Source organism: Microcoleus sp. LAD1_D5 (assembly GCF_036702115.1).
Taxonomy (GTDB): Bacteria; Cyanobacteriota; Cyanobacteriia; order Cyanobacteriales; family Microcoleaceae; genus Microcoleus.
In genome coordinates this window covers 1-22,101 of record NZ_JAUBSA010000003.1, presented here as the reverse complement: position 1 = coordinate 22,101, position 22,101 = coordinate 1, and the positions used below count along the sequence as shown (strand labels likewise).

Genomic DNA, 22,101 nt, shown 5'->3' with positions numbered 1-22,101 from the left:
GACTTGCGCTTTCCTTCCATTTAAAGAGGCTTAATTTTATGGTAGCTAGCTACTACTCCCAGTCAGCACCGTCTCAGGTTAGGTTTTGGTTGGGGCGTGCACAATACTACGTTATGTTAAGAATCTTAACATTTGTGAGAGCAGTTGCCTACATTTCTTCATATTTATTTCATGCCAGCCTGAACTGTTGCTACGAGAGTATCCGCTTTCCTGGCTTTACAGTTTGCATCAATATAAACAAAATCCGCCACATCTCAGAGGGGGAGATTGGTAGAGGGGGAGAGGGGGAGGAAATGCTGGGGGCACAGCGAAGTAAAAAATACAATTTAAAGGCCCGGCAGCTTCAGTTGACGATCGCACTGGAACCCAAGAAACCGGGCTTTTTAGCGAATCTGCGGGCTGTAACGAGGTATTTTGGTTAAAAAACCCGATTTCAGGCCACCCGTGCGTCCAAGACTATAAATGTGAAGTTATAGATATTGATGAACCCGCCCTACAGATAAGGATTAATTAACAATTAAATAAGAGATTTGAATTGCAGGCATTCGCTCTCCTATCTGGAAATGAATCTGCGTTGCATCTGCGTTTATCTGCGGTTTCCCTATCAATCAAAAATTTATGCAATAAGTCTAATCAGTTCTTTGGCGTTGAGCTTCGTACATGATGAGGGCTGCGGCGATCGACACATTTAAAGATTCTACGCCACGACTCAGGGGGATTTGGATTTGTTGATCGGCCAAACTCCTCAATTCTTCCGACAAACCAGAGCCTTCGTTGCCCAAAACTATCAGAGTCGGCACTCGCAAATCTACTTCCCAATAACTTAAACTGGCCCCGGCGACGGTTGCTAAAATTTGCATTCCTCGATTTTTATAAGCCGAGACTTCGGCGGTTAAATCTGGACTGACTGCCATTGGCAGCTTAAACCAAGCTCCTGCAGAGGCGCGCAGCACTTTGGGATGGTCTAAATCGGCGCTGTCTGCGCTCAGCAGCAAACCGTCGGCATTAGCAGCCGCAGCCGTGCGGACGATCGCCCCCAAGTTGCCCGGATCTTGGATTGTTTCTAAGGCTATTCCTAAAGTTGACAATTTTGCAGGTTCTGTTGCGGTGCGGGGTGCGGTGGCGACAATGCCGTCGGGTTGGACTGTAGTGGCGATCGACTCTAACACTTTTGCACTTACTACTTCTGTGCGATCGGCTAAATTACCAACTTGCTCCCAAAGTTTCCCGTGCTGATCCAGCCATTCGGGAGTGCAACAAACCGTTGCTAGCGGGTATTTTGCCGCGCAAGCTTCTTCGAGCAAGTGCGTCCCTTCGAGTAAAAATAATTGTTGTTCCCTGCGTCCCTTCGAGCTGTGCAGCTTGCGGATTTCTTTAACTAGGGGGTTTTGAATACTTGTCAGCATTGTTTAATTCAGCAGAGCGAATGGGGTTATTGCCTGTATCGGGTTAACCCCAAACTTTTTTCTGCCTTTGGAATGCGGAACCCGGGACTTGAACCCGGAAGGCTTGCACCACATGAACCTGAATCATGCGCGTCTACCAATTCCGCCAGTTCCGCATTGGTCACGATTTAATACTTTGTCATAAGTTCGCCAGTTTGTCAAGAGTTTTGGGAAATATTTTTTTTCTAGGCTGCGAGTAATATTTTGCACAAATTACTGTTCGGGTTGAGAAATGCTTTAGTTTCGAGGATTTACTGTTAGCCCAACATCGCAAAACGTTGTGTAGTTGAGTAGGGTGCGTCAGATCGCGTCCGGTTATTAATAATCCACAAGCTTTGATCTGACGCACCTACAAGATTTGCTGAAAAAATGGGAATCTAATCAGCCAAATCGGGGAAAACCTCGCGCACGGCCGGATGCACCAATCGGTGCTTCTGCACGTTCAATCCCTTCGCCAAACTCGGATTCATTTCCAAAGCTTTAATCCCGCTATTTGCCAACTGCAAAACATAAGGCAAAGTGCTGTTATTCAAAGCTTGAGTCGCAGTCCAAGGCACAGCACCAGGCATATTCGGCACGCCGTAATGCACAACTCCTTCCTCAACATAAGTAGGATTTGTGTGAGAAGTTACCCGCAAAGTTTCCACGCAGCCGCCTTGGTCAACGGCTACGTCAACAATTACAGAACCGGGGTGCATCTTCGCAACAAATTCGCGAGAAACCAGCACCGGAGCTCTTTTACCTAAGACCAAAACCGCACCGATTAACAAATCAGCATCGGGAACAACTGCTTCAATTTGCAAAGGACTGCTATAGAGGTATTCTACTCTGGAACCGAACAGAGTTTCCAAGTAGGCTAGGCGATCGACATTTACATCCAAAATCTGCACTCTCGCGCCCATTCCTACAGCAATTCGCGCTGCTTCCGTGCCGACGATTCCGCCGCCCAAAATCACAACTTTACCCGGTCTTACGCCTGGTACACCGCCCAAAAGCACTCCTCTGCCACCTTGCTGTCGTTCCAGAAACCGAGCTCCGAACTGCACGGCCAAACGCCCTGCAATAATGCTCATCGGCGTCAGCAGCGGCAATTTCCTGTCCGGGAGTTCGACGGTTTCGTAGGCGATGGCCTGGACTCCGCTGCTGATTAAATGCTCCGTTAATGTGCGATCGGCCGCCAAGTGCAAATATGTAAACAGCAACTGCTCTTTTTGAATCAGCGGATACTCAGCAGGCAGCGGTTCCTTAACTTTAACAATTAGTTCGCGCTTCCAGACATCTGAAGCCTTTAAAACAATCTTAGCCCCTGCTTGAACGTAGTCCTCGTCCGCGAAACCGGCCCCAGCACCAGCATTCGTTTCTACAAAAACTGTGTGGCCTTTGTCCGAACAAGCCCGGACACTTGTGGGGCTAAGCCCGACTCGAAACTCTAAATCCTTGATTTCCTTGGGGACGCCTATTTCCATCTATAACCTCTAATCTCAGGCATACGTAGATCGAATCTAACCTAAAAACCATCCCCAGTGGGACAATACCATTGTAGATTTTAGATTTGGCAATCCGGCTGGGCTAGGAGAATTTTTGTTGGATTTTCCGCCAGTGCGATCGCAATTTCCCAAATTGATCGTTTTCCATCAAGTCGATCGTCTTTTTAGCTTGCTCCTACTTGATTTGATATGCGTGGTCGGCATTGATATACATTACGTCAAAATACTCGTAAGTAAAGCCACTTAAAAGGGTTACTCTACATTTACCTTTTATACCCTCTTTTTTTTCTTTTTTTCTGACTTACTTTTTCTTTAAATGACTCCAAATTATAATTACTGAGGTGCAGTTTGTGGGGCTTGGTAAGAGAAATGATTTTTTCTGCAAAGCACCCGTATTGAGTTACCAGCTCAGCAACCATAATATCTTGAGATATTCAAACATCTCCGCCCGACTTTCAACTAAGTAGGTAGGTGCAAGTAAACTTTTGAGATTTGGACAAACTTACCTGGTAAAAAAATGGTAAAAATTTCAACAAACAACCCGAAACGGTATAAAGTAGATGGTGGTTCTAGAGATTTGCTTAAAAAAGAACTAACTTCTAGAGAGTTTGGTGTCAATATATTTGATCGGTCACTTATAATTTAACAGGCATAACTCGCCCCCCTATCTAAACAAATGCCACGCATACCTACCTTAACATTCGATCGCGGAACGCTGCTGCTACACCCGCCGCCCAAAGGCAGAGACTGGGTGGACTTTGCGACATGGGACGATCGCGTGGAAAAATTCCGCATTCGAGCCATTCACTACCGCCCGCTGGTAGAATGCCTCCAAGCCGAGTGCATTCACTTCACCGACGAAGCTAGGGCATACGAACTACTCGAACTCGTACCCAGCGTGGAAATGCAGCCTTACCCACATCAAGAACAAGCCCTCGCAGCTTGGCAGGAAGCAGGAAGCCAAGGAGTAGTCGTCCTCCCCACCGCTTCCGGCAAAACTTATCTGGCACAATTAGCCATGCAAGTCACTGGTCGCAGTACATTAATTGTAGTACCAACTCTCGATTTAATGCACCAGTGGTATGCTAATTTAAAAGCAGCTTTTCCCGACATCGAAATCGGATTGTTGGGCGGAGGTTCGCGGGACAAAACGCCAATTTTAGTGGCAACCTACGACAGTGCAAGTATTCATGCAGAAACCTTGGGCAATAAATACGGTTTGCTGGTTTTTGACGAATGCCACCATTTGCCAACGGACTTTTATCGAGTAATTTCCGAATATGCGATCGCGCCTTTTCGACTCGGACTGACAGCTACACCCGATCGCACAGATGGCCGCCACAGCGATTTGCATTTCCTGATCGGCCCGACAGTATTTAGCAAAAGACCCGAAGATTTGGCAGGCGATGCTTTAGCCGACCATAAAATAGTTCAAATTATGGTAAAACTGTCAACAGAAGAAACCGACCGCTACGCCGAATTAATCAACATTCGCAACGATTTCTTAAAACAGTCGAATATCAGAATATCCAGCCTGGATGGTTGGAAACAGTTTATCATGGCAAGCGCGCGATCGCCCCTGGGACGGCGCGCCATGCTAGCCCACCGCCAAGCCAAAGAAATCGCCCTTTGTACCGAAGGAAAACTGCGAATCTTAGCCCAAATACTAGCAGAACACTCTCCCCAGCGCACCCTAATTTTCACCGGTGACAACGCCACAGTTTACCGAATTTCCCAAGAATTTCTCATCCCCACAATTACCCACCAAACCCCAGTCAAAGAACGCCACGAAATCCTCGATCGCTTTCGCAGCGGCGAATACAAAACCCTGGTCGCCTCCCACGTCCTCAACGAAGGAGTGGACGTTCCCGACGCCAGAATTGCTATCATATTGTCAGGTACCGGCAGCGAACGCGAATACATCCAGCGATTGGGTAGAGTTCTCCGCAAAAGCAGCGATGTAAATAAGTTAGCAATTCTCTACGAAGTCGTCACCGAAGACACCAGCGAAGAAAGAACTTCTCAACGCCGTCGAGGAGGAATGCAGCCTCACAAACCCCAACCACAAACACAAATAGAACCGCCAAAGCCAGAATATCAGAAATTAGAAACTGTCAAACCGACACCCATTTACGGAGTCAACCGGGAGACAACCAAAAAAGCAGCAGAATCACCCGCAAAATGGGGAGAAGACAATGATGAAATTCCCTGGTAGCAAGCCTAAACTATTTCTGAACACTCTCTTTGTTTCTCTCTCTTTCCTTCGCGTTCTTCGCCTCTTCGCGGTTCGTTAAAAATAAAAAACTATTAACAAATGCTACCCACTGATTTATTAAGTCACCGCCAAAACGGGGAATCAATCATCCCTCTCCGCCTCAAGATAGATGATAAAAACTTAGAAGCAGCTAAGGAAATGATCGACTGCTTTCAAGAGTCGATCGGCAAAACCCAAGGCGAACTCGACGGACGCTTGCTAGAATTAGAAGGCGACAGCCCGGATTATCGGCTGAAACGGGGATTAGCGCACCTGCTGAAAGGCGGTTTCTGCACCTTGGAAGTCATCAGTCCCCTAGAACCCTCAGAGTTGAGACAGCGGGTTTTTGCATTGTCCGCGCGATCGACTCCCAGCCCTCAATCCACCCAATTAACCCTGGAAAAAGTAGCAAGTGAACTCAGCCAAGAGTTAAACAGAGATGTTTTGCCTCACGAAATCACTACAGGTTTATACGCCGATTTAAACGAAAACAAAATCCTCACAGAGTTTAATGCACCAACACCCGAAAACTTGCTTCACAAATACAATCTTTCTCAAGTTCAAGGCATATTTTACCGAGCAAGTCAAGTCCAACTAACCGCCCACCGCAACGATCCAGGAGAATACAAACTCTTATTTCGCTATCTGAAACTATTTCAATTAATGACTTACATTGAAGGCGATGCAGACCACGGTTTTACACTGACAATAGACGGCCCTACAAGCTTATTCAAACCCAGCACCCGCTACGGCTTAGCCCTGGCGAAAATGCTCCCGGCACTGCTGCACGTCACCAAATGGAGTATGCACTCAACCCTGCACACAAAAGATCCTTTTAGTGGCGTTTTGAAAACAGGTAAATTTACCCTAAATTCGGACTGCGGTTTAGTCAGCCACTATCCCCCTGGCAAGCCTTATGATAGTATGTTAGAAGCAGCATTTGCTGAAAGATGGAATTCCACAAAAACCGAGTGGCAACTAGAGCGAGAAGTTGATTTAATTCCGATTCCAGGTAGTGTGATGATTCCCGACTTTCGGTTGGTGCATCCCGACGGGCGAGTGTTTTTATTAGAAATAGTTGGCTATTGGCGGCCAGAGTATTTGCAAAAGAAATTTGCACAAGTACAGAAGTCTGAATGCGATAACTTGATTTTAGCTATTTCCGAACGGCTGAATTTAGAAAAAGCCGGGGTGAATGTAAATGATGTGCCAGCAAAAGTAGTCTGGTTTAAAGATAAATTGTTGCCCAAATCAGTCCTGGAAGTCCTCGAATAGTAACCCATTCGCGCATCAGTTGGGAACTTCTTTCTTTCTCTCTCTCTGCGCCCTCTGCGCCCTCTGCGGTTCAAAAAAATCCTCTTCTATAAATGAAATTATCCTCAAAAAATATCGCAGGACGCTATACTAAAATGGGAATTCACCCAAATCCTTGCCACCGCGTAGTCTCACCCTAAAACTGATTGAAAAATGGCAGACACAAGTATTGTCGAAAGAATCAAAAAGCTGTTAGCCCTCGCCACCTCATCCAATGAAAACGAATCGACTGCTGCGGCCGAAAAAGCTTCCGTTTTACTGGCACAGTACAATCTCAGCCTCGCGGATTTAGGGCCAAATCACCAAGAAGAGGTTGACGAAAACTCCGTTGAAACAACATCGAAATTTGTCACTTGGAAAATGATGCTGCTTTCGGGAATTGCCGACGCTAACGGTTGCACGGCCATGCGAAACACTTATAATGGCAGTATGTTTTTGGTGGGAACTTCTACAAACCTGATTGTTTGCAAACACCTGTACGAGTATTTGAGTTCGGCGATTGAAAAAAGGGCTAAATACCGCAAAGGAAACGGCAGGGGGTTGGCGTATCTGAATGCTTTTCGGGTTGGATGCGCGACAAGGTTGAGACAAAGATTGTTGGAACAAAAACAGGAGATGGAAGAGTCGGGGATTCCGGGTTCGGGGGATGTGGCGGCGACTCCAGGGATTGTAGTGCGATCGATGTTTGAGAAAAATCAACAGGCGATCACCAATTATCTAGAGGGCCGAGGGGCTAAAGTTAAAACCAGAAGTGGTTCTCAAGTCAGCAGCGCGGCGGGTTTTTATTCGGGGTATGAAGTGGGCGACAAAATTAGTTTGCACAAGCAAGTGCAGCCGCAAGGGGATATGAAACAACTTAATGAAAGTCTTTGAGTAGGGCGTGCGATCGTGAAAATCAGCTTCCTAGGTTAGAATTAAAAACAGAAACTAACACAAGAGAGCCATGTCAGACCAAGATATCGCTAATATAATTACGATCGAACCGGGTAAACGAGGTGGTAAACCTTGTATTCGAGGCATGAGAATTACAGTCTATGACGTGCTGGAATATCTTGCTTCTGGGATGACTTATCAAGAAATTCTAGATGATTTTCCCTATCTCACCCAACAGGATATTTTAGCTTGCTTGAGTTTCGCCGCTAAACGCGAACAGTTTATGTTAGTCGTTGGGTCATGAGACTACTTTTGTTTGACCAAAATCTCTCTCCTCGTCTTGTCGATCGCCTCGCAGATATCTACCCTGGTTCAGTTCATGTTGATGGGATTGGATTAGCTACCATACCAGATCGCGAGGTTTGGGATTATGCTCGTCAGCATGACTATATTATTGTTACCAAGGATGCGGATTTTAGTGAATTGAGTCTATTGTTGGGATTTCCCCCAAAGGTAATTTGGATACGTCGCGGAAATTGTTCAACAGGGGATATAGAGAGAATGCTAAGAGAAAACTATGGTGCGATCGCAGCTTTAACTGAGACTCCTAATACGGCAATTATCACTTTGTTTTAAGGGAAGTGAAAAAGCGTTGCTCATCGAGCGCTTACCACAGATAGGTTACACCTTTTAGATACCGATACCTCACAGTTTATGTTTGTTGGCTCAGTAATTGTTCCTTCAATTCCTGACACTCTTTTGCTAGCGGGATTCCTAATTCTGTAGCGATGGATAAAGCGAGATTGCAAGAGTCAATAGCTAGAGGGAGGTTGCCTAAATCCGTTTGGAAGCTCGCCAAATTGTAAAAAATTAGAGCCTCAGAGCGACGATCGCCAATTTGTATAAAAATTTCGTATGCTCTCAAAAATTTTTTATGAGCTTCTAAATGATGACCAAGTTTAAATAGCGCATTTCCAAAATTAGTTAATGCTATCCCTATGCCCTGTAAATTGCCTATTTTTTCTGCAATTATGAAATGTTGCTCAGCATAATCAAGAGCTATATCGTATTTCTTTAGGGCAAAGTATATATTCCCTAAATTGCCCAATGTTGATCCAATACTTTCTTGATTGTTGGTTTTTTGAGAAATAACCAAACATTCTTCATAGCAACTAATCGCTCGATCGTACTCTCTTATAGCAAGGTAAGTGTTAGCCATACTTCCCAAAACTTTCCCAACACCTAAACTATAGCCTATATTCAACATTCTGGATAAACTTTCCTTATAATAAAAAATAGCTTCGTCGTAGTTTCCTAAGTAATGATATACCTTACCCAGACCCAAGAAGCAAACAGCATCACTGCCTGGGTCTAAGTTTCCCAATAGTCTACTGTATAAATCAATTACTTCACGATAGTAGCCCCAAGTTATTAGCGGATTGTGTAATTCTGTATTATTAGGTGTATCAAGGTTAATCTCAAGGATTTTGCTAGCTCTTTCCCAGTCTTCCACTTCGCAGAGATGGTGAAATGCTTCCAAGTATCCCCGAACTTTCTCAAGATTGGAAGCATCTGACTTAGGTTTATCATCAGTTAGCCACTGTACAACTGCTCTGTACTGAAGCCGCTGCTCGCGAGTTGGAAATTGGGCTGGGAGATTATGAAGATTGATACCTAACTTTTCCAAAATCAACTCACCAGATGGGAGCGGGTTATTTTGCATAGTAAATTTGTCCGAGCTTTTCATTTTTAGGGAAGGATTAATCGGTGAGCGATCGCCACACTACGAATCAAATTATGTTGTCCCACCAGGCGATTATCTTCATCGTCGATTCCTCCATCTTCAACTAAATAGCGATTACGCAGAGTTTGCATTGCATCCTGTTGCTGCTTCTTACTGTAACCCTCGTCTTCTAAATTAATCAGCCACCACTTTTCTTTTACTTCGCAGCGATATATTGAGGCAGTGCAAAGCAAAAGATAGGCATCATAAACATCATTTTTTAACCGTTTAAATGTCTTATCAACCCGTTCCTTAACTTTTCTTCGCAAGACTTTCGTGTATGATGCTAACTGCCACCTATCCTCATCGCCTTTAACTACTCCTTGGTTACGCGCTTCATCAATAGCCTTTTTTACCTCCTCAATGTAACCACTGTTCTCTTTCCAGTAAGCCCTGACTATCCCGTTATATGAACCCTTAATTTCTCCAGCGATCGTCCGCAATGCTAAAGGATGCCCGTCATAAACTTCTCCAATTACTCGCAGGGGACTATGTGGTAATTCCCAATTGGCCTCTAGTTCAGCTTTTTGAAATAACGCCACCTGCTCAGGTACTTCTAATCCTTTCAAAACTTGACAATACCAGAGATTTTTATAGCGATCGCATTCTGATGTCTCAAACTTAGTTGGCAAATCCTGAGAGGTAAGAATGAAACGACTTTGACAAGATGATTCTGCCAAGAAACTCACAAAAAACTTACCCCACCACTCATCAGCAAAATCACCCCAGCCATCCTCTTCATTTCCTGTCAATAGGTACTCAAGAGAATCCATGAGGATTAAATAGCGATTTTCGCGCAAGCGTTTGACTAATCGCCGTGACATTTGCTCTGGTTTGCGATCGTCTTTTGGGACAATTTCCCCCCACTTTTCCAGCCATTGCAGCGCGACACTGGCAAAGTCTGAAGTTTTATTCTCATCTTCAAAATTCTCCCTGTGTTCCCTCCAATCTCCTCGCAATTCCTGTACTAGCCTTTCAGCCAAAGCAGTTTTACCAATACCTGTCATGCCAACCAATAGCAAGACACGACTAGAAGAATTTACGCGATCGCTCAACTGTTGAATCAGACTTTCTCGCCCAACCCACGCATCGTCATAGACGCTAAACTCCATATAGGATGTAGGTTGCTGGGTTGGGGTTTTGTCAATAATTTCTTCCCAGTTCTCTATGCCAACCGCTTTACAAATAGCAATAAATACATCTCGGTCAATTGGTATCCCCCGCCTAAACCGCTTTAAGGTTGCTACTGAAGTATTAGCAGCACTATACCAAGCAACTGCTGTTGCTTCCCAGCCTTTCTTTTTTCTTTTTTTATCGACGATTTCCAGCCCTTGTTTAGAAGCTCTCAGAGAAATTGCCATAAGGTTGCATATTAATGTTGGCCCAGATACGCCACGACGTGCTTAATCAAGTGACAGCTATTCCATTTACTTGTTCAATATATTAACAAAACCAAGATGCTTTTCCCTGACCCCTACTCTACTGGGGTTTTGCTATGGGTTCAATTTTAGCTCACTTTTAAAATATGTGGTGAGCTGAGCCAAAAGTGGTGATTTTTGCCCTCGATATCTCGCTGAAACTTGAAATATCAACAGCAAGGGAGCAATAACCCAATGTCTCAGATCAAACCCATAACTGCCACTACCAGCGAACCCACTATCCACGTACCCGGTACTCAACCGATCCCACCCCAGTCCTTGGGTGGAGCAACTGAAACGATTCTTGCAGTGGCTGTCCTAGTTCGATCGATCGCACTTCTGATTCAAGCTCTAGCCCCAATAGTACGCAAATCTGGTAAATAAGCCAATTCAATCATGGGGCGAGCATCCACGCCCCACCTTCCCCAAAACATCGCCCTCAATCAATCAATTCCGCTTCTTCAAAAATCTGTCTAGTCGTCAACTCCAAACCAGGCAGCAACTCATCCAAAATTAGTGTATTATCCGTATAAACTTGACTAGAACCATCAGTCAAAAAACTTTTAATTAAAATAGCCTCTGGATCGATTACCCACACTCGGGGAACGCCCGCCGCCAAATAATCTTTCGCCTTCTCTTCAAATTCCTTCATACTTTGATCCGGCGATATAATCTCAATCACCAGTTCAGGAATTGCGGGGCAAGCTTCATTTCGCCGCCAACTTTTCGGCAGACGTTCATAAGAAATGTACGTTAAATCGGGAACAGGTACCCAATCTTTATCCTGACGGTTTAACAAAATTGCCCATTCTGGAAGCACTCGCCCGCGTCCTTTACACCATACACGAATCAGGCGACACAAAGCTCCCTGTAAACTGGAATGAAAAAATTTTGGAGACACTTTAGGAACTGCTTCACCATCTACAAACTCACAATAAATATCTCCGTCGGGCAAAGCTAGAAATTCTGCTAAAGTGAGTTTGGTTCCTGTGCCTACCATGAATCCCAGCCCTCTCGCTAATTAATTCAAATATCAATTATACAAAATTTCCCAACATTCCTAGAAGTACGATCGCCCCTGCGCCTCTATTCCAAAAACCGAATAACAAAATCCCCGACTTCTTTAAGAAGCCGGGGATTTAACCGCGATCGCATTTTAGGTTAGGCGTTTCGCCTGTTTTTATGCCAAAACAGGCACAGGCTGCGGCCAACGACCCATGACTTTACCAATCACCGCCAATTCTTCCATCAACTTGTCGAACTGATCCGGTGTTAAAGATTGCGGCCCGTCAGACAAAGCTTTTTTCGGATTCGGGTGCACTTCAATCATCAGCGAATCTGTACCAGAGGCGATCGAAGCAAAGGCCATCGACGGTACAAACTGCGCCCAACCGGTGCCGTGACTCGGGTCAACCATAATCGGTAAGTGAGTCAGAGTCCGCAATACTGGCACCGCCGACAAATCTAGCGTATTCCGTGTATATTGCCTGTCATACCCGCGAATTCCGCGCTCGCACAAAATCACGTTCGGATTGCCAGAAGCCATGATATACTCAGCAGCCATCAACCATTCTTCAATGGTGGCGGAAATGCCGCGCTTCAGCAAAACAGGTTTGTCTTGAGCTCCGACTTTCTTCAACAGTGAGAAATTCTGCATATTTCTCGCCCCGACTTGTACCACGTCCGCTACTTCCACGATCGCACTTAAGTCCGCCGCATCCATAACTTCCGTGATAATGCCCAAACCGCTAGCTTCCCGGGCCGCCGCCAGCAATCCCAAAGCACTTTCGCCGTGGCCTTGGAAAGCGTAGGGAGAAGTTCTTGGTTTGTACGCGCCACCACGGAGAAAATGAGCTCCAGCAGCTTTGACGCGCATTGCCGTTTCCACAATCATTTCTTCGTTTTCGACCGAGCAAGGGCCTGCTACGATCGCGATCGGGTGATGCAAGCCGATCATTACAGTTCCTAAAGGAGTAGCAACCGGTACTTCGCTGGCTTCTCCTTGGCGGTACTCCAGAGAAGCGCGTTTGTAGGGTTTTTCCACGCGCAGCACTTCTTCAATCCAGGTGCTCATTTCGCGCAGTTGCATCGGTTCGAGCTCAACGGTGTCGCCCACCAAACCCATGACGGTTTTGTAACGGCCGACGATTTTTTCTGGGATCAAACCCCAGTTAGTGCGGAGGTCTTCGTCGATGCGATCGATCTCGGCTTCTGGAGTGCCGGCTTTCATTACAATAATCATATTTTTTTTGCCTTTTTAGTTGGGCTAGAAACGGATGATGACTCTGATGCACTGAGAAAAATAGATGCAATGGCGATCGAGAATCTATTTATATCAGTATTATTAGCATTGTTGTGGGGCGGCTTCTTGTTCCCTCCCCAAAAACAAATTCTAGATGGTTAACAGCTTAGTTTTTAGCTAATGACTAATAACTAATAACTAATGACTAACTTTTTGGCTTGGCGGCGCGCCACGCTTCTCGCATCCGTCCAAAATTGGTATTAAATTCTTCCCACCCCAGAGTGCTTCCTGAAACTTCTTCATCCCAGGAAGCCGAGAGGACTCCGTAGCTTAATCCCAGAACGCCTAGACCAAAACAGCCCATGCTTACCAGCAATACTGCTGTGTTGGGCAAATCAAACAAGCCCTTGCTGACTACGAAATAACTCACAAAAAATGTGGAAATTCCCAATAGGGTAGGTATGCCGCAGAATACCGCTATGCGAGATATCATGCGTTGGCTGACTACTTCTGGGATGGATTGCGCCTGTTTTCCGGTTTTGTTAGCTTTCGGCTGCTTGTCGGCAGAATCCGACTCTAAGGCTACGCTTGCTTGGGGTTCTGGGGGCTTTTTAGGCGTTTTTTTACGATTTGTTGCCGGTTCAAAGGGCAAGCGCTTGCGGGGTGGTTCGGAGGACATATTTTATCTCTAACCTGAAATCTCGAACATTTATTCAATGTCTTGGTGTTTGTCCAAGATTAAAGAATATTGTCGCAAATTTTGGCTTTGGTGTTTAGCCGCGAATGCCTAGACGGGCAATCAATGCTTTGTAGCGATCGACATTTTCGTTTTGGATGTAGGCTAGCAGGCGCTTGCGGCGGCTGATCATCATCATCAAACCGCGCCGGGAGGCGAAGTCTTTTTGGTTGATTTTCAGGTGGGCGCTGAGTTTTGTGATGCGATCGGTCAGCATGGCGACTTGGACATCTGCTGAACCGGTATCGGTTTCATGGGTTTGGAAGTCGCCCATGATTTCTTGTTTGCGCTGTTGTGTAAGAGCCATGAATTGATTTTAGTTTTTTTTGTACGATTGTCACAATCTCCTATGTTATCACACCGGAAGCATAACAACGATAAAATTTTTGCCACAGATGGGTTTGTTGGCCCGGCAGAATTTTGGTTTTTATTCCCGGTTTCTGGATGTGGTAGGCGATTATCGGCTCAAATAGGCGATCGCCTCACGTATCCAATCATCCGCATTACCTTTGGCGGATAAAGTGCTGTCTTGACTAAGGGTTTGCAGCGCTTGCAAGACTTCAGCCGCAGTGTATCCCATCGCCAGCAGGATCATCTCGACTTCTTCTTGAATAGCTGGGGGGACTCCGGCGGCGACTGAAGTTGTCAAACCTGCTTGCTGGCGCCATTCCGAGAGTTTGCTTTTGAGTTCCAGGGCGAGACGTTCTGCGGTTTTTGTACCGACGCCCGGGGTTTTGGCGAGGATGCGGGTGTTACCGCCGACGATCGCCTGGACTAAATCTTGCAATCCTAAAGTATCGAGAAGTGCGATCGCCAGTTGAGCACCGACACCGCTAACACTCGTCAACTGCCGAAACAAATCGCGTTCGGCCGCGCTGCCAAAACCGTACAATACGATTTGGTCTTCCTTAACTTGCTGGTGGGTAAAAATTTGGGCGACTTCGCCGGATGCTGGCAATTGACCGGTCACACGGGGCAAAATTTGGATTTCATAGCCGATTTGATTGACTTCCAGAGTCAATATGACGCGGTTGCTGCCTTTGGCGATATCGGCTACTGTGCCTTTGAGATAGCTAATCATAGAATTAATAATACACCGCTATTGGCTTTCATCAAACTCGGCTATGATGCTGCGGATTTCGTTGAGGCTGATATCTGTTCGATCGGATTTTGAGTAAATGGTTAACAAAAGTACGATCGACGGCGATTCGACTTGATAAATCATGCGATATCCTGCACTTTTTCCTTTTTGGATGTTGCTGTTTTTCACCCGGACTTTTAAGATGATATAATCTTCCCCCATTCCGGGAATGCGATCGCCAATAAAATTGCCAGCCTGTATTTGTTCAATTACCGGCTGGACATCATTGCGGATACTGCGATATCTTTTCGCGAGGGCATACAAATTTGCTTCAAAGTCATCCGCAAATCTGATCATGATTGTTTCGGCTTCATTCGGCATCGATTCTCTCCCACAGTTCAGAGATTGGTCGGGTTTGTCCGGCTTTGGCTTGCTGCAACGCTCTTCTGAGACTGGCTTTTACTTCTTCAACTGGAGTATCGTCGGGGTCGTCTTCAGCTTCATCTGTAGGTTCGGGAAGAAGGACGATAATTCGCACGGGGCCCGAAGTGTCTAGTGTTAAAGGTCGATCGAGAATTAATTGACCTTTTTCGTCGATCGTTCCTGTGACTTCAAAGGCTTTCATGTGTTTTTCCGTAATTTTTTTGAGTTAATACTATTATATAAGGCAGCCCGATCGGTTTTGTTGTTGTCAAGTCAAAATAAGCTGCTGTTTAACCAAAGACAAATCCGTCTTACCAAAATTCACAACCAAAGCCACATTGAAATTTTCCAAGGATTTGACAAACCACATAATTTCATTAGAAGCTTTACCTTCATAGTGATTAAACAAAATAGAAAATCGCTTTTCCAACTCTGGTTTGACTTTGCCCGAAAGCAGTACCAGTTTGAGCAATAAACCCATTGTCCTGCTGGCGCCGAGGTTGTACACCAAGTCGTAAAAAACGTAGTGGCTGGGATGTTGGGCATTTTCCACTACTAAGAAGTTGAACAACTGGTGGCAAGTCCCAACTAACAATATATTATTGAATTTCACCGAGTCATTTTCTCGGAATGTATTTTTGATTTGTTTGTACAAACGGTCATTAAATTGACGCCCGCCGTATTCTGGTTCTACCGAAGATATTAAATATTCATATAAATCCACTTTAAATGAGGCGTAAGATGGAGTTTGTCTGGCATCTCTCAGGAAAAATTGAGCCTCTTCTTTGTAGCTGCGATCGCCTGCTACTTTTCCCGCAAATTCCCTTACCGCTAAGTGTAGTTCTGCATCGTTCAAAAGTGTGGGATTAGCCGCTCGCTGCACAATTCCTATTTCTGTATTTCTCGGCTCAACCAAATAATTTAAATATTGAGACAAATGTGTTTCAAATTGTCGCTGTCTTTGAAATGCCAGTTTTTGAATGGTTTGTTGGTCTTCCTCAATGCTGCCCTTGCTCAGCAGAGAATACCCGTACAAATAAGGATACCGACATATCAATTCGCCCAAAGGATAATCGGTATCTTGTTGCTGCTGCTCCGCCTCTCTATCTAGGGCTTTTACTAAGCGCTCTAGGGTCTGAAATTCTTCACTTTTAGTAAAAAAAGCTATTTGTTCTTGCAAGCGCTTGACTATGTAAAATTCCGTCCCGAATCGGGGAGAACTCTGCTTAAATAAAGCTACTAAATTTGCGATCGCGAACTGGTTGTGTGATTGCAATTGCCAGCGGTTGATCGGGATGTAGCAGCAGCGGTGGAGGATATATTTAAAGTGCTGATCCAATCGCTTGACGGAGACTATACTGTACAAAGTTGCTTCAATCTCTCGATCGGGATAGCCCATGCCGTCGATAAATAGCTTTCGGAACCGCTCGATCACCTGTGCGGGGGATTCTGTTTCCACGCAGGAGACGATGTGATCGTACAATCTCTGTTCGTTGCTGCCACTTGGAACCGTCTGTGAGGGCGGGGTGAGGATGCTGTCTGCATCTGTGTCTACGCTGCTGTCTGCAACTTCTGCGACAACGACTGTCGGTTGTTCCCCAAAAGTTTGATCGGGATTCAAGAACCAATAGTGCTCTTGGCTTAATTGTTTGTTGGCCGCCCAATCCAAAGCTGACTGCAAACTTTCCCCTGTCAATAACAGCGATTCATCTTCGCGGTCTGAAGCCAGCCATGCTGCTAGCGCGGAGCGGTAGGGAGCCAATTTTCCTAGCTCTTTTTCTACCCAGAATCGATTAAATACTGACTGATAAATTAGGTTAGAAACTATTAATTTACCGTGAGATTTAACCACCAGTCCTGACAGTTGCAATTCGATTTTTTCGGGAGAGTATTCTGCTGGTAGTCCCTGCGATTCCCCCGGTTTTGTTGCCTTGACAGGTTGCAAAGCTTGCTGGTACACGGTTAACAGCCGCGTGAGGTCGCAGTGGCTATGGAAAATACGATCGCGTATGGGTATCAAATGTTGGGGTTCGTCTTCTTCTTCCCAATTTTTAATAATTCTGTGTTTGATTAGTTTTTCAACCTGCTGAACTTCGGAATTTCTGCCAATAAAAGGCCCGTATTCAAGTACCAAGTGGCAAAGTTTTTGAGTAAGAAACGGTTGGCCGCCCGTCCAAGCTAATATTTCTTGGAGCACTTTTTGGGGGCGAAAAGCTTTCAGGGCTAACCCTTTTGCTAGCGGCAAACTTTCGTGCAGTTGGAATCGACTTAAATGAATCTGCCGTCCAATATTAAAAGGGTTGGATCTTGGATCTCGGATCAATTCTGAGGGGGCTGCTACTCCCATAACAGCAAAAGTCAGGCGATCGTATTCCGGTTGCTCTGCCCGCTTGGAGTAACAAGCCCGCATCAAAGCAAAAAAATCGGTGGTACTGAAATTTAGGCTGCTGATGCTGTCAATGTCATCTATGAAAATTACCAGATTTTGCTGAAGTGACTTGAGCAAAACTTTTTCGATAAATATCTCCAATCGCTGCACCGGCGATAGCACTTCGCGATCGTTCCACCACTTGATGGCATCAAACCTGTTTGTGATGTGTAAACTGCTTGCCATGCGGTACATGATTCCGCCATACCACTTTTGGGGGGAGATATCTGGGCTGCTGATGCTTCTCAAGTTGATGGCGGCAAAAACTGTACCTTCGGCTTGCAACCTTTTGGCCGTTTGCACTAGCAGGCTGGACTTTCCCATTTGCGGCGAACTCAACACGTAGCAGAAGTCTCCGGCTTTGAGTCCTTCGTAGAGATCGCTGTCTGCCGATCGCCTGACATAGGTGGGCGCGCCGGCAGGCAAATATCCTCCGACTTGATATTGGTAGGTTGAGTTGACTTCTACTGTCATCTGCGAATTCATCAAGATGCTGCGCCCCTGTGCTATGGGATCGAAAGGTTACAAATTGTAATTATTGCCAGCTTACTATTATGGTGGAAAATTTTTGTTCCTCTTTCTCTATTGTCTACTAGCTCAGCTTTCTCCTTGTCAATCTTTACCGTATCTTTGCACGCGTTCGCCCCAAATCCTACGATCGGCTGAATCGTAGCCCGCCACTTGATTTTTTACACTCGTTCACATAATTATTAGATGAATTTTCACTCGATCGGATTGAGAACGCTAAAACGTCGTTCTTTTCACATTTTTTTACAATAATACTTTAAAATTCACCCGGTGGTATGATGTGGGCAGGGAAACTCCTAACCACAGCGCCGTCAACCTTCTGCCTTCAGATCCGCCTGCCGGATGCCGGAGAAAAACGCGCTCGCAATGGCTGCCAATAAAAAACCCCAGCGTTTTGCTGAGGACTGCTTGAGTGGGAGATATCGTTAATCTGCGTTTTTTTAGTTGACTTAGATTGCATGGAATTCCATGCTGCTGACTTTCCCCGGGCTTTCGCGTTTGGGGATTCCTAAGAACAAACTTTTCAGGATGCATCCACAAAAAGTTTAATTCTTAAAGGCTTTGTCAGTACCAGGCTAACCACTTACTCAACTATAAAAGTTAAGTCTGTGACTAATTGTAGAAGATGCGCCCTGATGGCTTAACTACCCGATGGATTAGCACCCTGATGGCATAACTCCCTGATGGATCGACGCCCTGATGGCTTTCGCTCCACTACCCAAAAGATTCGGGTTGATGGATGATCGTGGACATTAGTAACACGTCACTTCCGGCGTTTCCGATCGCAAGCGGGTGTGCCTGTCTGAATTGATTATGGCAGGCAGATTTATCAGAAGACAAGTGGGCTATTGCATCAACCCATTTCTGACAGATCGGGTTAGCCAAAAAGTGTCAATCTACGCAAATCAGGGTCATCGAACATGAAAAACAGCATCTTAGTATTAGGGGTAATTGCCTCGGCTGGCTTCGGCTTTTTCCAGGCAGGCAGCGCCAACGCTTCAGCCATCGCCCCACAACATTCATCAGCCAGCAGTTTGACGGCTTGGGAGAGTCGTCCCGACTTTAACTACACTGGAACGAATGAGGATGGGGAGCAAGAAGAGGTAAAAACGCGTAAAGGCAGGAAATAATTGGCGCTATTGTGTGGTTCGCTCTGATGCGGTTGTGGTTGTAGTTGTGGTGCTTGTTGTCCCAACCGCCTCTGATCGAGGCGGTTAAAACTCGATCCCAAGATCAGTCTACCTAATCCCAGGGGTGGGGATCAGTTTCAGAGAACTGTGGATGGGAAAATAAATAGGTAAGGCGAGTCTGTCGGTGGAGTTTCCCCGCCTATCAACTTCCTTACCTTCTGATGTTCGGGATTTGGATCTGGCACAATCGTATTTCATCTCGTAAAAACCCAATGGAAAATACTCTCGAAACTACCCGCAGACAGCGCGTATTGACAAGAACCCAGGAACGGCGTCAGGCAACACCCAAAGAAAAACAGTTGATACACCTGCTAGCCAATATGGCTTGCAGTTTGATTAAATACGACTACAAACACGCAGCGGGGAAGGGTACCCTCCCGCCTTCGGAAAGCAAGCGTTTAGCGGAATGGCACTACCTGCGAGTTCAGCAAATTCGCCGGATCGAACGCTCATTGGAACCCGTAGCGACCCTTAAGCGCGTGTACTACAAGAGCATCCTCAGTCCGAGAGATCTGAAGTCTTTGAAACTTCTGTGGCTGGAGGAGGACAAAAACCGCGTCAAACGGGTCGATCCTGACTTGGACGACATCCTCAGCGAAGCTTTGGATCGGGGAGATACTTTAAAACAGCTATTTCACTCGATCGAAGTCAAAGAACGCACCTTTGCAGCAACTCCTCGCCCCGGCGCCGTCCCGCTGTGGGTCAAAGAATGGGAAGAGTCGGAATATGATATAAACTTTTTTCCGCCTTCGTTCTCTGCATGGGTTTCGATCGTGGACGACTAGGTTTAAGAAAAACTCTTTGACATGGCATCGATCGTAAATTTCAGATGGTAGACTGATTTGCTCTTGCTGCCATTGACGAAGAGTTGGCGGGCGTGAGGCTAAACTAGGTGGCGTTGCGCGCAGGCATCCGACTACAGAGAAGTAAATCGGAGTCAGTACCATTGTACAATGGGGGAAAACCAGGGCTTCAGCTAATAGCTGATAGCTGATAGCTGATAGCTGATAGTTTCTCATGACTGACTCGATTTCTACTTCTCCTCTAGACTCGGCGGCCGATACAGCCGAACTCCGCTCTCAGTTGAGGTCTGGTTCGGAAAAAACTCAACTGCAACTGCTGCAACAACAAATAGCAGATTCCGGTTGGGATGTATTGATGGAATTTTTATTAGAGCGCAAGTCGGATGCACCGACTGCAGTAATGGGTAAGGCTTACCAAATTCTTTACAGTGCTAATTCTCCGAGAGCGGCGGAGTTTTTGCAAGCGAATTTTCCAACTGGGGTTGTGCCGCTGCGATCGGACTCTAACGTTGATTACACTCCGCTGCAACAATTATTGGCGTTACAGGAATTTCAAGAAGCCGATCGCTTGACTTTAGACAAGCTTTGTGAATTAGCGGGTGAGACAGCTTCCATGAGAAAGTGGCTGTATTTTACGCAAGTTGAGAGTTTGCCGGTGGCGGATTTGCAAACAATTAATACGCTGTGGAAAGTTCATTCCGAAGGCAAATTTGGCTTTTCGGTGCAGCGGGAAATTTGGCTCGGTTCGGGCAAGAATTGGGATAAGTTGTGGCCGCTAATTGGCTGGAAGAAGGGGAATAATTGGACGCGGTATCCGCGAGAGTTTATTTGGGATTTGAGCGCGCCTAGGGGTCATTTGCCACTGTCGAATCAGTTGCGGGGAGTGCAGCCTTTTGCCGCTTTGATGGCTCACCGTGCCTGGTTGAAGTGAATGGTTTTGGGGCTTTTGGAGAATGTGGGGGCCGGCTGGATGTTCGGCCCGAAATTTGTGGGTGAGGGGGTGTTGGATCTCAGGGCTATTTCATTCTAAATAATTCCTTGGGTGTGTTAAGACCAAAACCAGCAAGTCGTTGAGCTTGAGCCATATTCTGAAATCCATACTCTCGATATACTTATTATCAACGAAGCGAACAAAATAAAAAGTCAAAAAGCCCGATCAACCTTTCATCGCTCAATCGGTAATTTTCCCTCTCAGAGCTTTAATCTGCCCTCGCTTGGTTTTGCTGTCGAGACGCTTGCGCTGGGAACTACGAGTTGCTTTGCTGGGTTTGCGCCTTTTGGGTATGACGAGCGCACTTTTAATCAGTTCTTGCAGCCGTCTCAAAGCCTCCTCCCGGTTTTTTTCCTGGCTGCGGTGTTCCTGGGCTTTGATGACAATCACACCTTCGGAGGTGATGCGCTGGTCGTTGATTTGCAACAAACGCTCCTTGTAGCGATCGGGCAATGAGGAAGCTGGGATATCAAAGCGCAAGTGAATCGCACTCGCCACCTTATTTACATTTTGCCCCCCCGCGCCTTGAGAGCGAATGGCACTAATCTCGATTTCGCGATCGTCCAGGAACACTGTATTAGAAATTTGTAGCATGATTCATCAGTGAGATTAAAGATACTGGGAAAGCAGTGCATCTTTTATATATAGCTTACTTTGGTAGATCAATTATTTACACTTCTTAGCTGTCAGAATGAATTCGATGAGTCTTTTTCTATCCCATAACTCTATGTCGTTAGATTCAGCAAGGTTGTAAGCATTTTCGGTAAATCTGTTGTTGGTGATGACTCTTCCTTTATTTCCTTTGTAATGTCTGACGGCTCCTGCTACTTCTTGAACTGCTTTAATACCAACTGGATTTTTGCTTCTTTTCGCTTGAACCACAGTTTTTGAGCCATCTTTGTATAAAATTAAATCCGCCCCATAATCTTGACTATCTTGAGTTAAAGTAACAGTATAGCCCAAGTTTCTAAAATGAACCTCTAGAAATTTTTCAAACTCTTTTCCCGTCATTTCATCAACTTCTATAACAATACTCCGGACAGTTTTTAAAGAGGGATGCGACGCCTACGGCAAGCAACGCTTACGCAATAAATCACAGAAGCGA

The 22,101-nt window shown here is 45.7% G+C and carries 24 protein-coding genes and 1 tRNA gene; 10 read left to right on the top strand and 15 right to left on the bottom strand.

The window, feature by feature from the left end; translation table 11 throughout:
• Window positions 1-38: 38 nt before the first annotated feature.
• Complete coding sequence (locus QUA70_RS02175; protein WP_333410290.1) at window positions 39-422, top strand: hypothetical protein; 384 nt, start codon at window positions 39-41, stop codon at window positions 420-422.
• A gap of 207 nt (window positions 423-629) precedes the next feature.
• On the opposite strand, the gene QUA70_RS02170 is transcribed toward QUA70_RS02175, so the two are convergent.
• The 3 genes from QUA70_RS02170 to ald form a co-directional block, all read right to left on the bottom strand.
• On the bottom strand, window positions 630-1,406 hold the full coding sequence (locus QUA70_RS02170; protein WP_333344495.1) for an RNA methyltransferase: 777 nt from the start codon (window positions 1,404-1,406) through the stop codon (window positions 630-632).
• A 73-nt stretch (window positions 1,407-1,479) separates the two neighbouring features.
• A tRNA-Leu gene (locus QUA70_RS02165) sits at window positions 1,480-1,561 on the bottom strand.
• Window positions 1,562-1,822: 261 nt separating this feature from the next.
• Entirely contained in the window at window positions 1,823-2,911 is a 1,089-nt protein-coding gene (gene ald / locus QUA70_RS02160) for an alanine dehydrogenase (RefSeq protein ID WP_333344497.1), read from the bottom strand.
• A 697-nt stretch (window positions 2,912-3,608) separates the two neighbouring features.
• Here ald and QUA70_RS02155 point away from each other — a divergent pair.
• The 5 genes from QUA70_RS02155 to QUA70_RS02135 all read left to right on the top strand — a co-directional run bounded on the left by QUA70_RS02155 (window position 3,609) and on the right by QUA70_RS02135 (window position 8,009).
• Window positions 3,609-5,147 carry a DEAD/DEAH box helicase family protein gene (locus tag QUA70_RS02155; RefSeq protein WP_333344499.1) on the top strand — a complete coding sequence of 513 codons (1,539 nt, stop codon included), beginning with the start codon at window positions 3,609-3,611 and terminating at the stop codon, window positions 5,145-5,147.
• Between the two features lie 99 nt (window positions 5,148-5,246).
• The gene (locus tag QUA70_RS02150; protein ID WP_333344501.1) at window positions 5,247-6,461 is read left to right on the top strand and encodes a DUF790 family protein; all 1,215 of its coding nucleotides are present in this window, start codon (window positions 5,247-5,249) and stop codon (window positions 6,459-6,461) included.
• Window positions 6,462-6,653: 192 nt separating this feature from the next.
• Complete coding sequence (locus tag QUA70_RS02145; protein ID WP_333344503.1) at window positions 6,654-7,373, top strand: DUF2786 domain-containing protein; 720 nt, start codon at window positions 6,654-6,656, stop codon at window positions 7,371-7,373.
• A 70-nt stretch (window positions 7,374-7,443) separates the two neighbouring features.
• Window positions 7,444-7,677, top strand: coding sequence for a DUF433 domain-containing protein (locus QUA70_RS02140; protein ID WP_015174497.1), 234 nt, complete (start codon window positions 7,444-7,446; stop codon window positions 7,675-7,677).
• Entirely contained in the window at window positions 7,674-8,009 is a 336-nt protein-coding gene (locus tag QUA70_RS02135) for a DUF5615 family PIN-like protein (RefSeq protein WP_333344505.1), read from the top strand. Before QUA70_RS02140 ends, QUA70_RS02135 begins: the two co-directional genes overlap by 4 nt.
• 76 nt (window positions 8,010-8,085) lie before the next feature.
• Here the strand turns inward: QUA70_RS02135 and QUA70_RS02130 are convergent, their stop codons facing one another.
• Both QUA70_RS02130 and QUA70_RS02125 read right to left on the bottom strand, forming a co-directional pair.
• Window positions 8,086-9,120 (bottom strand): tetratricopeptide repeat protein, encoded by a 1,035-nt coding sequence (locus tag QUA70_RS02130; RefSeq protein ID WP_333410288.1) that lies wholly within the window; start codon window positions 9,118-9,120, stop codon window positions 8,086-8,088.
• A 2-nt stretch (window positions 9,121-9,122) separates the two neighbouring features.
• Window positions 9,123-10,517, bottom strand: coding sequence for an ATP-binding protein (locus QUA70_RS02125; RefSeq protein WP_333344508.1), 1,395 nt, complete (start codon window positions 10,515-10,517; stop codon window positions 9,123-9,125).
• 252 nt (window positions 10,518-10,769) lie between these two features.
• Here QUA70_RS02125 and QUA70_RS02120 point away from each other — a divergent pair, with 252 nt between their 5' ends.
• Entirely contained in the window at window positions 10,770-10,958 is a 189-nt protein-coding gene (locus QUA70_RS02120) for a hypothetical protein (protein WP_333344510.1), read from the top strand.
• Between the two features lie 55 nt (window positions 10,959-11,013).
• On the opposite strand, the gene QUA70_RS02115 is transcribed toward QUA70_RS02120, so the two are convergent.
• The 8 genes from QUA70_RS02115 to QUA70_RS02080 form a co-directional block, all read right to left on the bottom strand.
• Entirely contained in the window at window positions 11,014-11,574 is a 561-nt protein-coding gene (locus QUA70_RS02115) for a Uma2 family endonuclease (protein WP_333344512.1), read from the bottom strand.
• Window positions 11,575-11,754: 180 nt separating this feature from the next.
• Window positions 11,755-12,816, bottom strand: coding sequence for a 3-deoxy-7-phosphoheptulonate synthase (gene aroF, locus QUA70_RS02110; protein ID WP_333344514.1), 1,062 nt, complete (start codon window positions 12,814-12,816; stop codon window positions 11,755-11,757).
• A 205-nt stretch (window positions 12,817-13,021) separates the two neighbouring features.
• Window positions 13,022-13,495, bottom strand: a complete 474-nt coding sequence (locus tag QUA70_RS02105; protein WP_333344515.1) for a PAM68 family protein — start codon at window positions 13,493-13,495, stop codon at window positions 13,022-13,024.
• A 94-nt stretch (window positions 13,496-13,589) separates the two neighbouring features.
• Window positions 13,590-13,859 (bottom strand): 30S ribosomal protein S15, encoded by a 270-nt coding sequence (gene rpsO, locus QUA70_RS02100; protein ID WP_333326039.1) that lies wholly within the window; start codon window positions 13,857-13,859, stop codon window positions 13,590-13,592.
• Between the two features lie 150 nt (window positions 13,860-14,009).
• The gene (gene ruvA / locus QUA70_RS02095) at window positions 14,010-14,633 is read right to left on the bottom strand and encodes a Holliday junction branch migration protein RuvA (protein ID WP_015174486.1); all 624 of its coding nucleotides are present in this window, start codon (window positions 14,631-14,633) and stop codon (window positions 14,010-14,012) included.
• An 18-nt stretch (window positions 14,634-14,651) separates the two neighbouring features.
• Entirely contained in the window at window positions 14,652-15,014 is a 363-nt protein-coding gene (locus QUA70_RS02090; protein WP_333326041.1) for a type II toxin-antitoxin system RelE/ParE family toxin, read from the bottom strand.
• Window positions 15,004-15,258 carry a type II toxin-antitoxin system RelN family antitoxin gene (locus tag QUA70_RS02085; protein WP_333326043.1) on the bottom strand — a complete coding sequence of 85 codons (255 nt, stop codon included), beginning with the start codon at window positions 15,256-15,258 and terminating at the stop codon, window positions 15,004-15,006. The genes QUA70_RS02090 and QUA70_RS02085 overlap by 11 nt, the downstream gene beginning before the upstream one ends.
• Window positions 15,259-15,324: 66 nt before the next feature.
• Window positions 15,325-17,958: an AAA-like domain-containing protein gene (locus QUA70_RS02080; RefSeq protein ID WP_333326045.1), complete on the bottom strand. Its 2,634-nt coding sequence runs from the start codon at window positions 17,956-17,958 to the stop codon at window positions 15,325-15,327.
• 974 nt (window positions 17,959-18,932) lie between these two features.
• On the opposite strand from QUA70_RS02080, the gene QUA70_RS02075 reads away from it, so the two are divergent.
• The 3 genes from QUA70_RS02075 (at window position 18,933) to QUA70_RS02065 (ending at window position 20,936) form a co-directional block, all read left to right on the top strand.
• Window positions 18,933-19,142: a hypothetical protein gene (locus QUA70_RS02075; protein WP_333326047.1), complete on the top strand. Its 210-nt coding sequence runs from the start codon at window positions 18,933-18,935 to the stop codon at window positions 19,140-19,142.
• A 272-nt stretch (window positions 19,143-19,414) separates the two neighbouring features.
• Complete coding sequence (locus QUA70_RS02070) at window positions 19,415-19,987, top strand: hypothetical protein (RefSeq protein ID WP_333326049.1); 573 nt, start codon at window positions 19,415-19,417, stop codon at window positions 19,985-19,987.
• Window positions 19,988-20,219: 232 nt separating this feature from the next.
• A complete protein-coding gene (locus QUA70_RS02065; protein WP_333344517.1) occupies window positions 20,220-20,936 on the top strand; it encodes a GUN4 N-terminal ARM-like repeat domain-containing protein in 717 nt (238 codons plus the stop codon).
• 240 nt (window positions 20,937-21,176) lie between these two features.
• On the opposite strand, the gene arfB is transcribed toward QUA70_RS02065, so the two are convergent.
• Together arfB and QUA70_RS02055 are read right to left on the bottom strand one after the other, a co-directional pair.
• Entirely contained in the window at window positions 21,177-21,590 is a 414-nt protein-coding gene (gene arfB / locus QUA70_RS02060; protein WP_333344519.1) for an alternative ribosome rescue aminoacyl-tRNA hydrolase ArfB, read from the bottom strand.
• Window positions 21,591-21,662: 72 nt separating this feature from the next.
• Window positions 21,663-22,007 (bottom strand): restriction endonuclease, encoded by a 345-nt coding sequence (locus tag QUA70_RS02055; protein ID WP_333344521.1) that lies wholly within the window; start codon window positions 22,005-22,007, stop codon window positions 21,663-21,665.
• Between the last annotated feature and the right edge of the window lie 94 nt (window positions 22,008-22,101).

Bases quoted from the DNA above. Each gene is read 5' to 3' on its own strand.
- QUA70_RS02085 (WP_333326043.1), bottom strand. From the start codon at position 15,258: ATGAAAGCCTTTGAAGTCACAGGAACGATCGACGAAAAAGGTCAATTA.
- QUA70_RS02135 (WP_333344505.1), top strand. From the start codon at position 7,674: ATGAGACTACTTTTGTTTGACCAAAATCTCTCTCCTCGTCTTGTCGAT.
- ald (WP_333344497.1), bottom strand. From the start codon at position 2,911: ATGGAAATAGGCGTCCCCAAGGAAATCAAGGATTTAGAGTTTCGAGTC.
- QUA70_RS02125 (WP_333344508.1), bottom strand. From the start codon at position 10,517: ATGGCAATTTCTCTGAGAGCTTCTAAACAAGGGCTGGAAATCGTCGAT.
- QUA70_RS02150 (WP_333344501.1), top strand. From the start codon at position 5,247: ATGCTACCCACTGATTTATTAAGTCACCGCCAAAACGGGGAATCAATC.
- QUA70_RS02090 (WP_333326041.1), bottom strand. From the start codon at position 15,014: ATGCCGAATGAAGCCGAAACAATCATGATCAGATTTGCGGATGACTTT.
- QUA70_RS02080 (WP_333326045.1), bottom strand. From the start codon at position 17,958: ATGACAGTAGAAGTCAACTCAACCTACCAATATCAAGTCGGAGGATAT.
- rpsO (WP_333326039.1), bottom strand. From the start codon at position 13,859: ATGGCTCTTACACAACAGCGCAAACAAGAAATCATGGGCGACTTCCAA.
- QUA70_RS02175 (WP_333410290.1), top strand. From the start codon at position 39: ATGGTAGCTAGCTACTACTCCCAGTCAGCACCGTCTCAGGTTAGGTTT.
- QUA70_RS02055 (WP_333344521.1), bottom strand. From the start codon at position 22,007: ATGACGGGAAAAGAGTTTGAAAAATTTCTAGAGGTTCATTTTAGAAAC.
- QUA70_RS02120 (WP_333344510.1), top strand. From the start codon at position 10,770: ATGTCTCAGATCAAACCCATAACTGCCACTACCAGCGAACCCACTATC.
- ruvA (WP_015174486.1), bottom strand. From the start codon at position 14,633: ATGATTAGCTATCTCAAAGGCACAGTAGCCGATATCGCCAAAGGCAGC.
- QUA70_RS02105 (WP_333344515.1), bottom strand. From the start codon at position 13,495: ATGTCCTCCGAACCACCCCGCAAGCGCTTGCCCTTTGAACCGGCAACA.
- QUA70_RS02075 (WP_333326047.1), top strand. From the start codon at position 18,933: ATGAAAAACAGCATCTTAGTATTAGGGGTAATTGCCTCGGCTGGCTTC.
- arfB (WP_333344519.1), bottom strand. From the start codon at position 21,590: ATGCTACAAATTTCTAATACAGTGTTCCTGGACGATCGCGAAATCGAG.
- QUA70_RS02140 (WP_015174497.1), top strand. From the start codon at position 7,444: ATGTCAGACCAAGATATCGCTAATATAATTACGATCGAACCGGGTAAA.
- QUA70_RS02170 (WP_333344495.1), bottom strand. From the start codon at position 1,406: ATGCTGACAAGTATTCAAAACCCCCTAGTTAAAGAAATCCGCAAGCTG.
- aroF (WP_333344514.1), bottom strand. From the start codon at position 12,816: ATGATTATTGTAATGAAAGCCGGCACTCCAGAAGCCGAGATCGATCGC.
- QUA70_RS02145 (WP_333344503.1), top strand. From the start codon at position 6,654: ATGGCAGACACAAGTATTGTCGAAAGAATCAAAAAGCTGTTAGCCCTC.
- QUA70_RS02065 (WP_333344517.1), top strand. From the start codon at position 20,220: ATGACTGACTCGATTTCTACTTCTCCTCTAGACTCGGCGGCCGATACA.
- QUA70_RS02115 (WP_333344512.1), bottom strand. From the start codon at position 11,574: ATGGTAGGCACAGGAACCAAACTCACTTTAGCAGAATTTCTAGCTTTG.
- QUA70_RS02155 (WP_333344499.1), top strand. From the start codon at position 3,609: ATGCCACGCATACCTACCTTAACATTCGATCGCGGAACGCTGCTGCTA.
- QUA70_RS02070 (WP_333326049.1), top strand. From the start codon at position 19,415: ATGGAAAATACTCTCGAAACTACCCGCAGACAGCGCGTATTGACAAGA.
- QUA70_RS02130 (WP_333410288.1), bottom strand. From the start codon at position 9,120: ATGAAAAGCTCGGACAAATTTACTATGCAAAATAACCCGCTCCCATCT.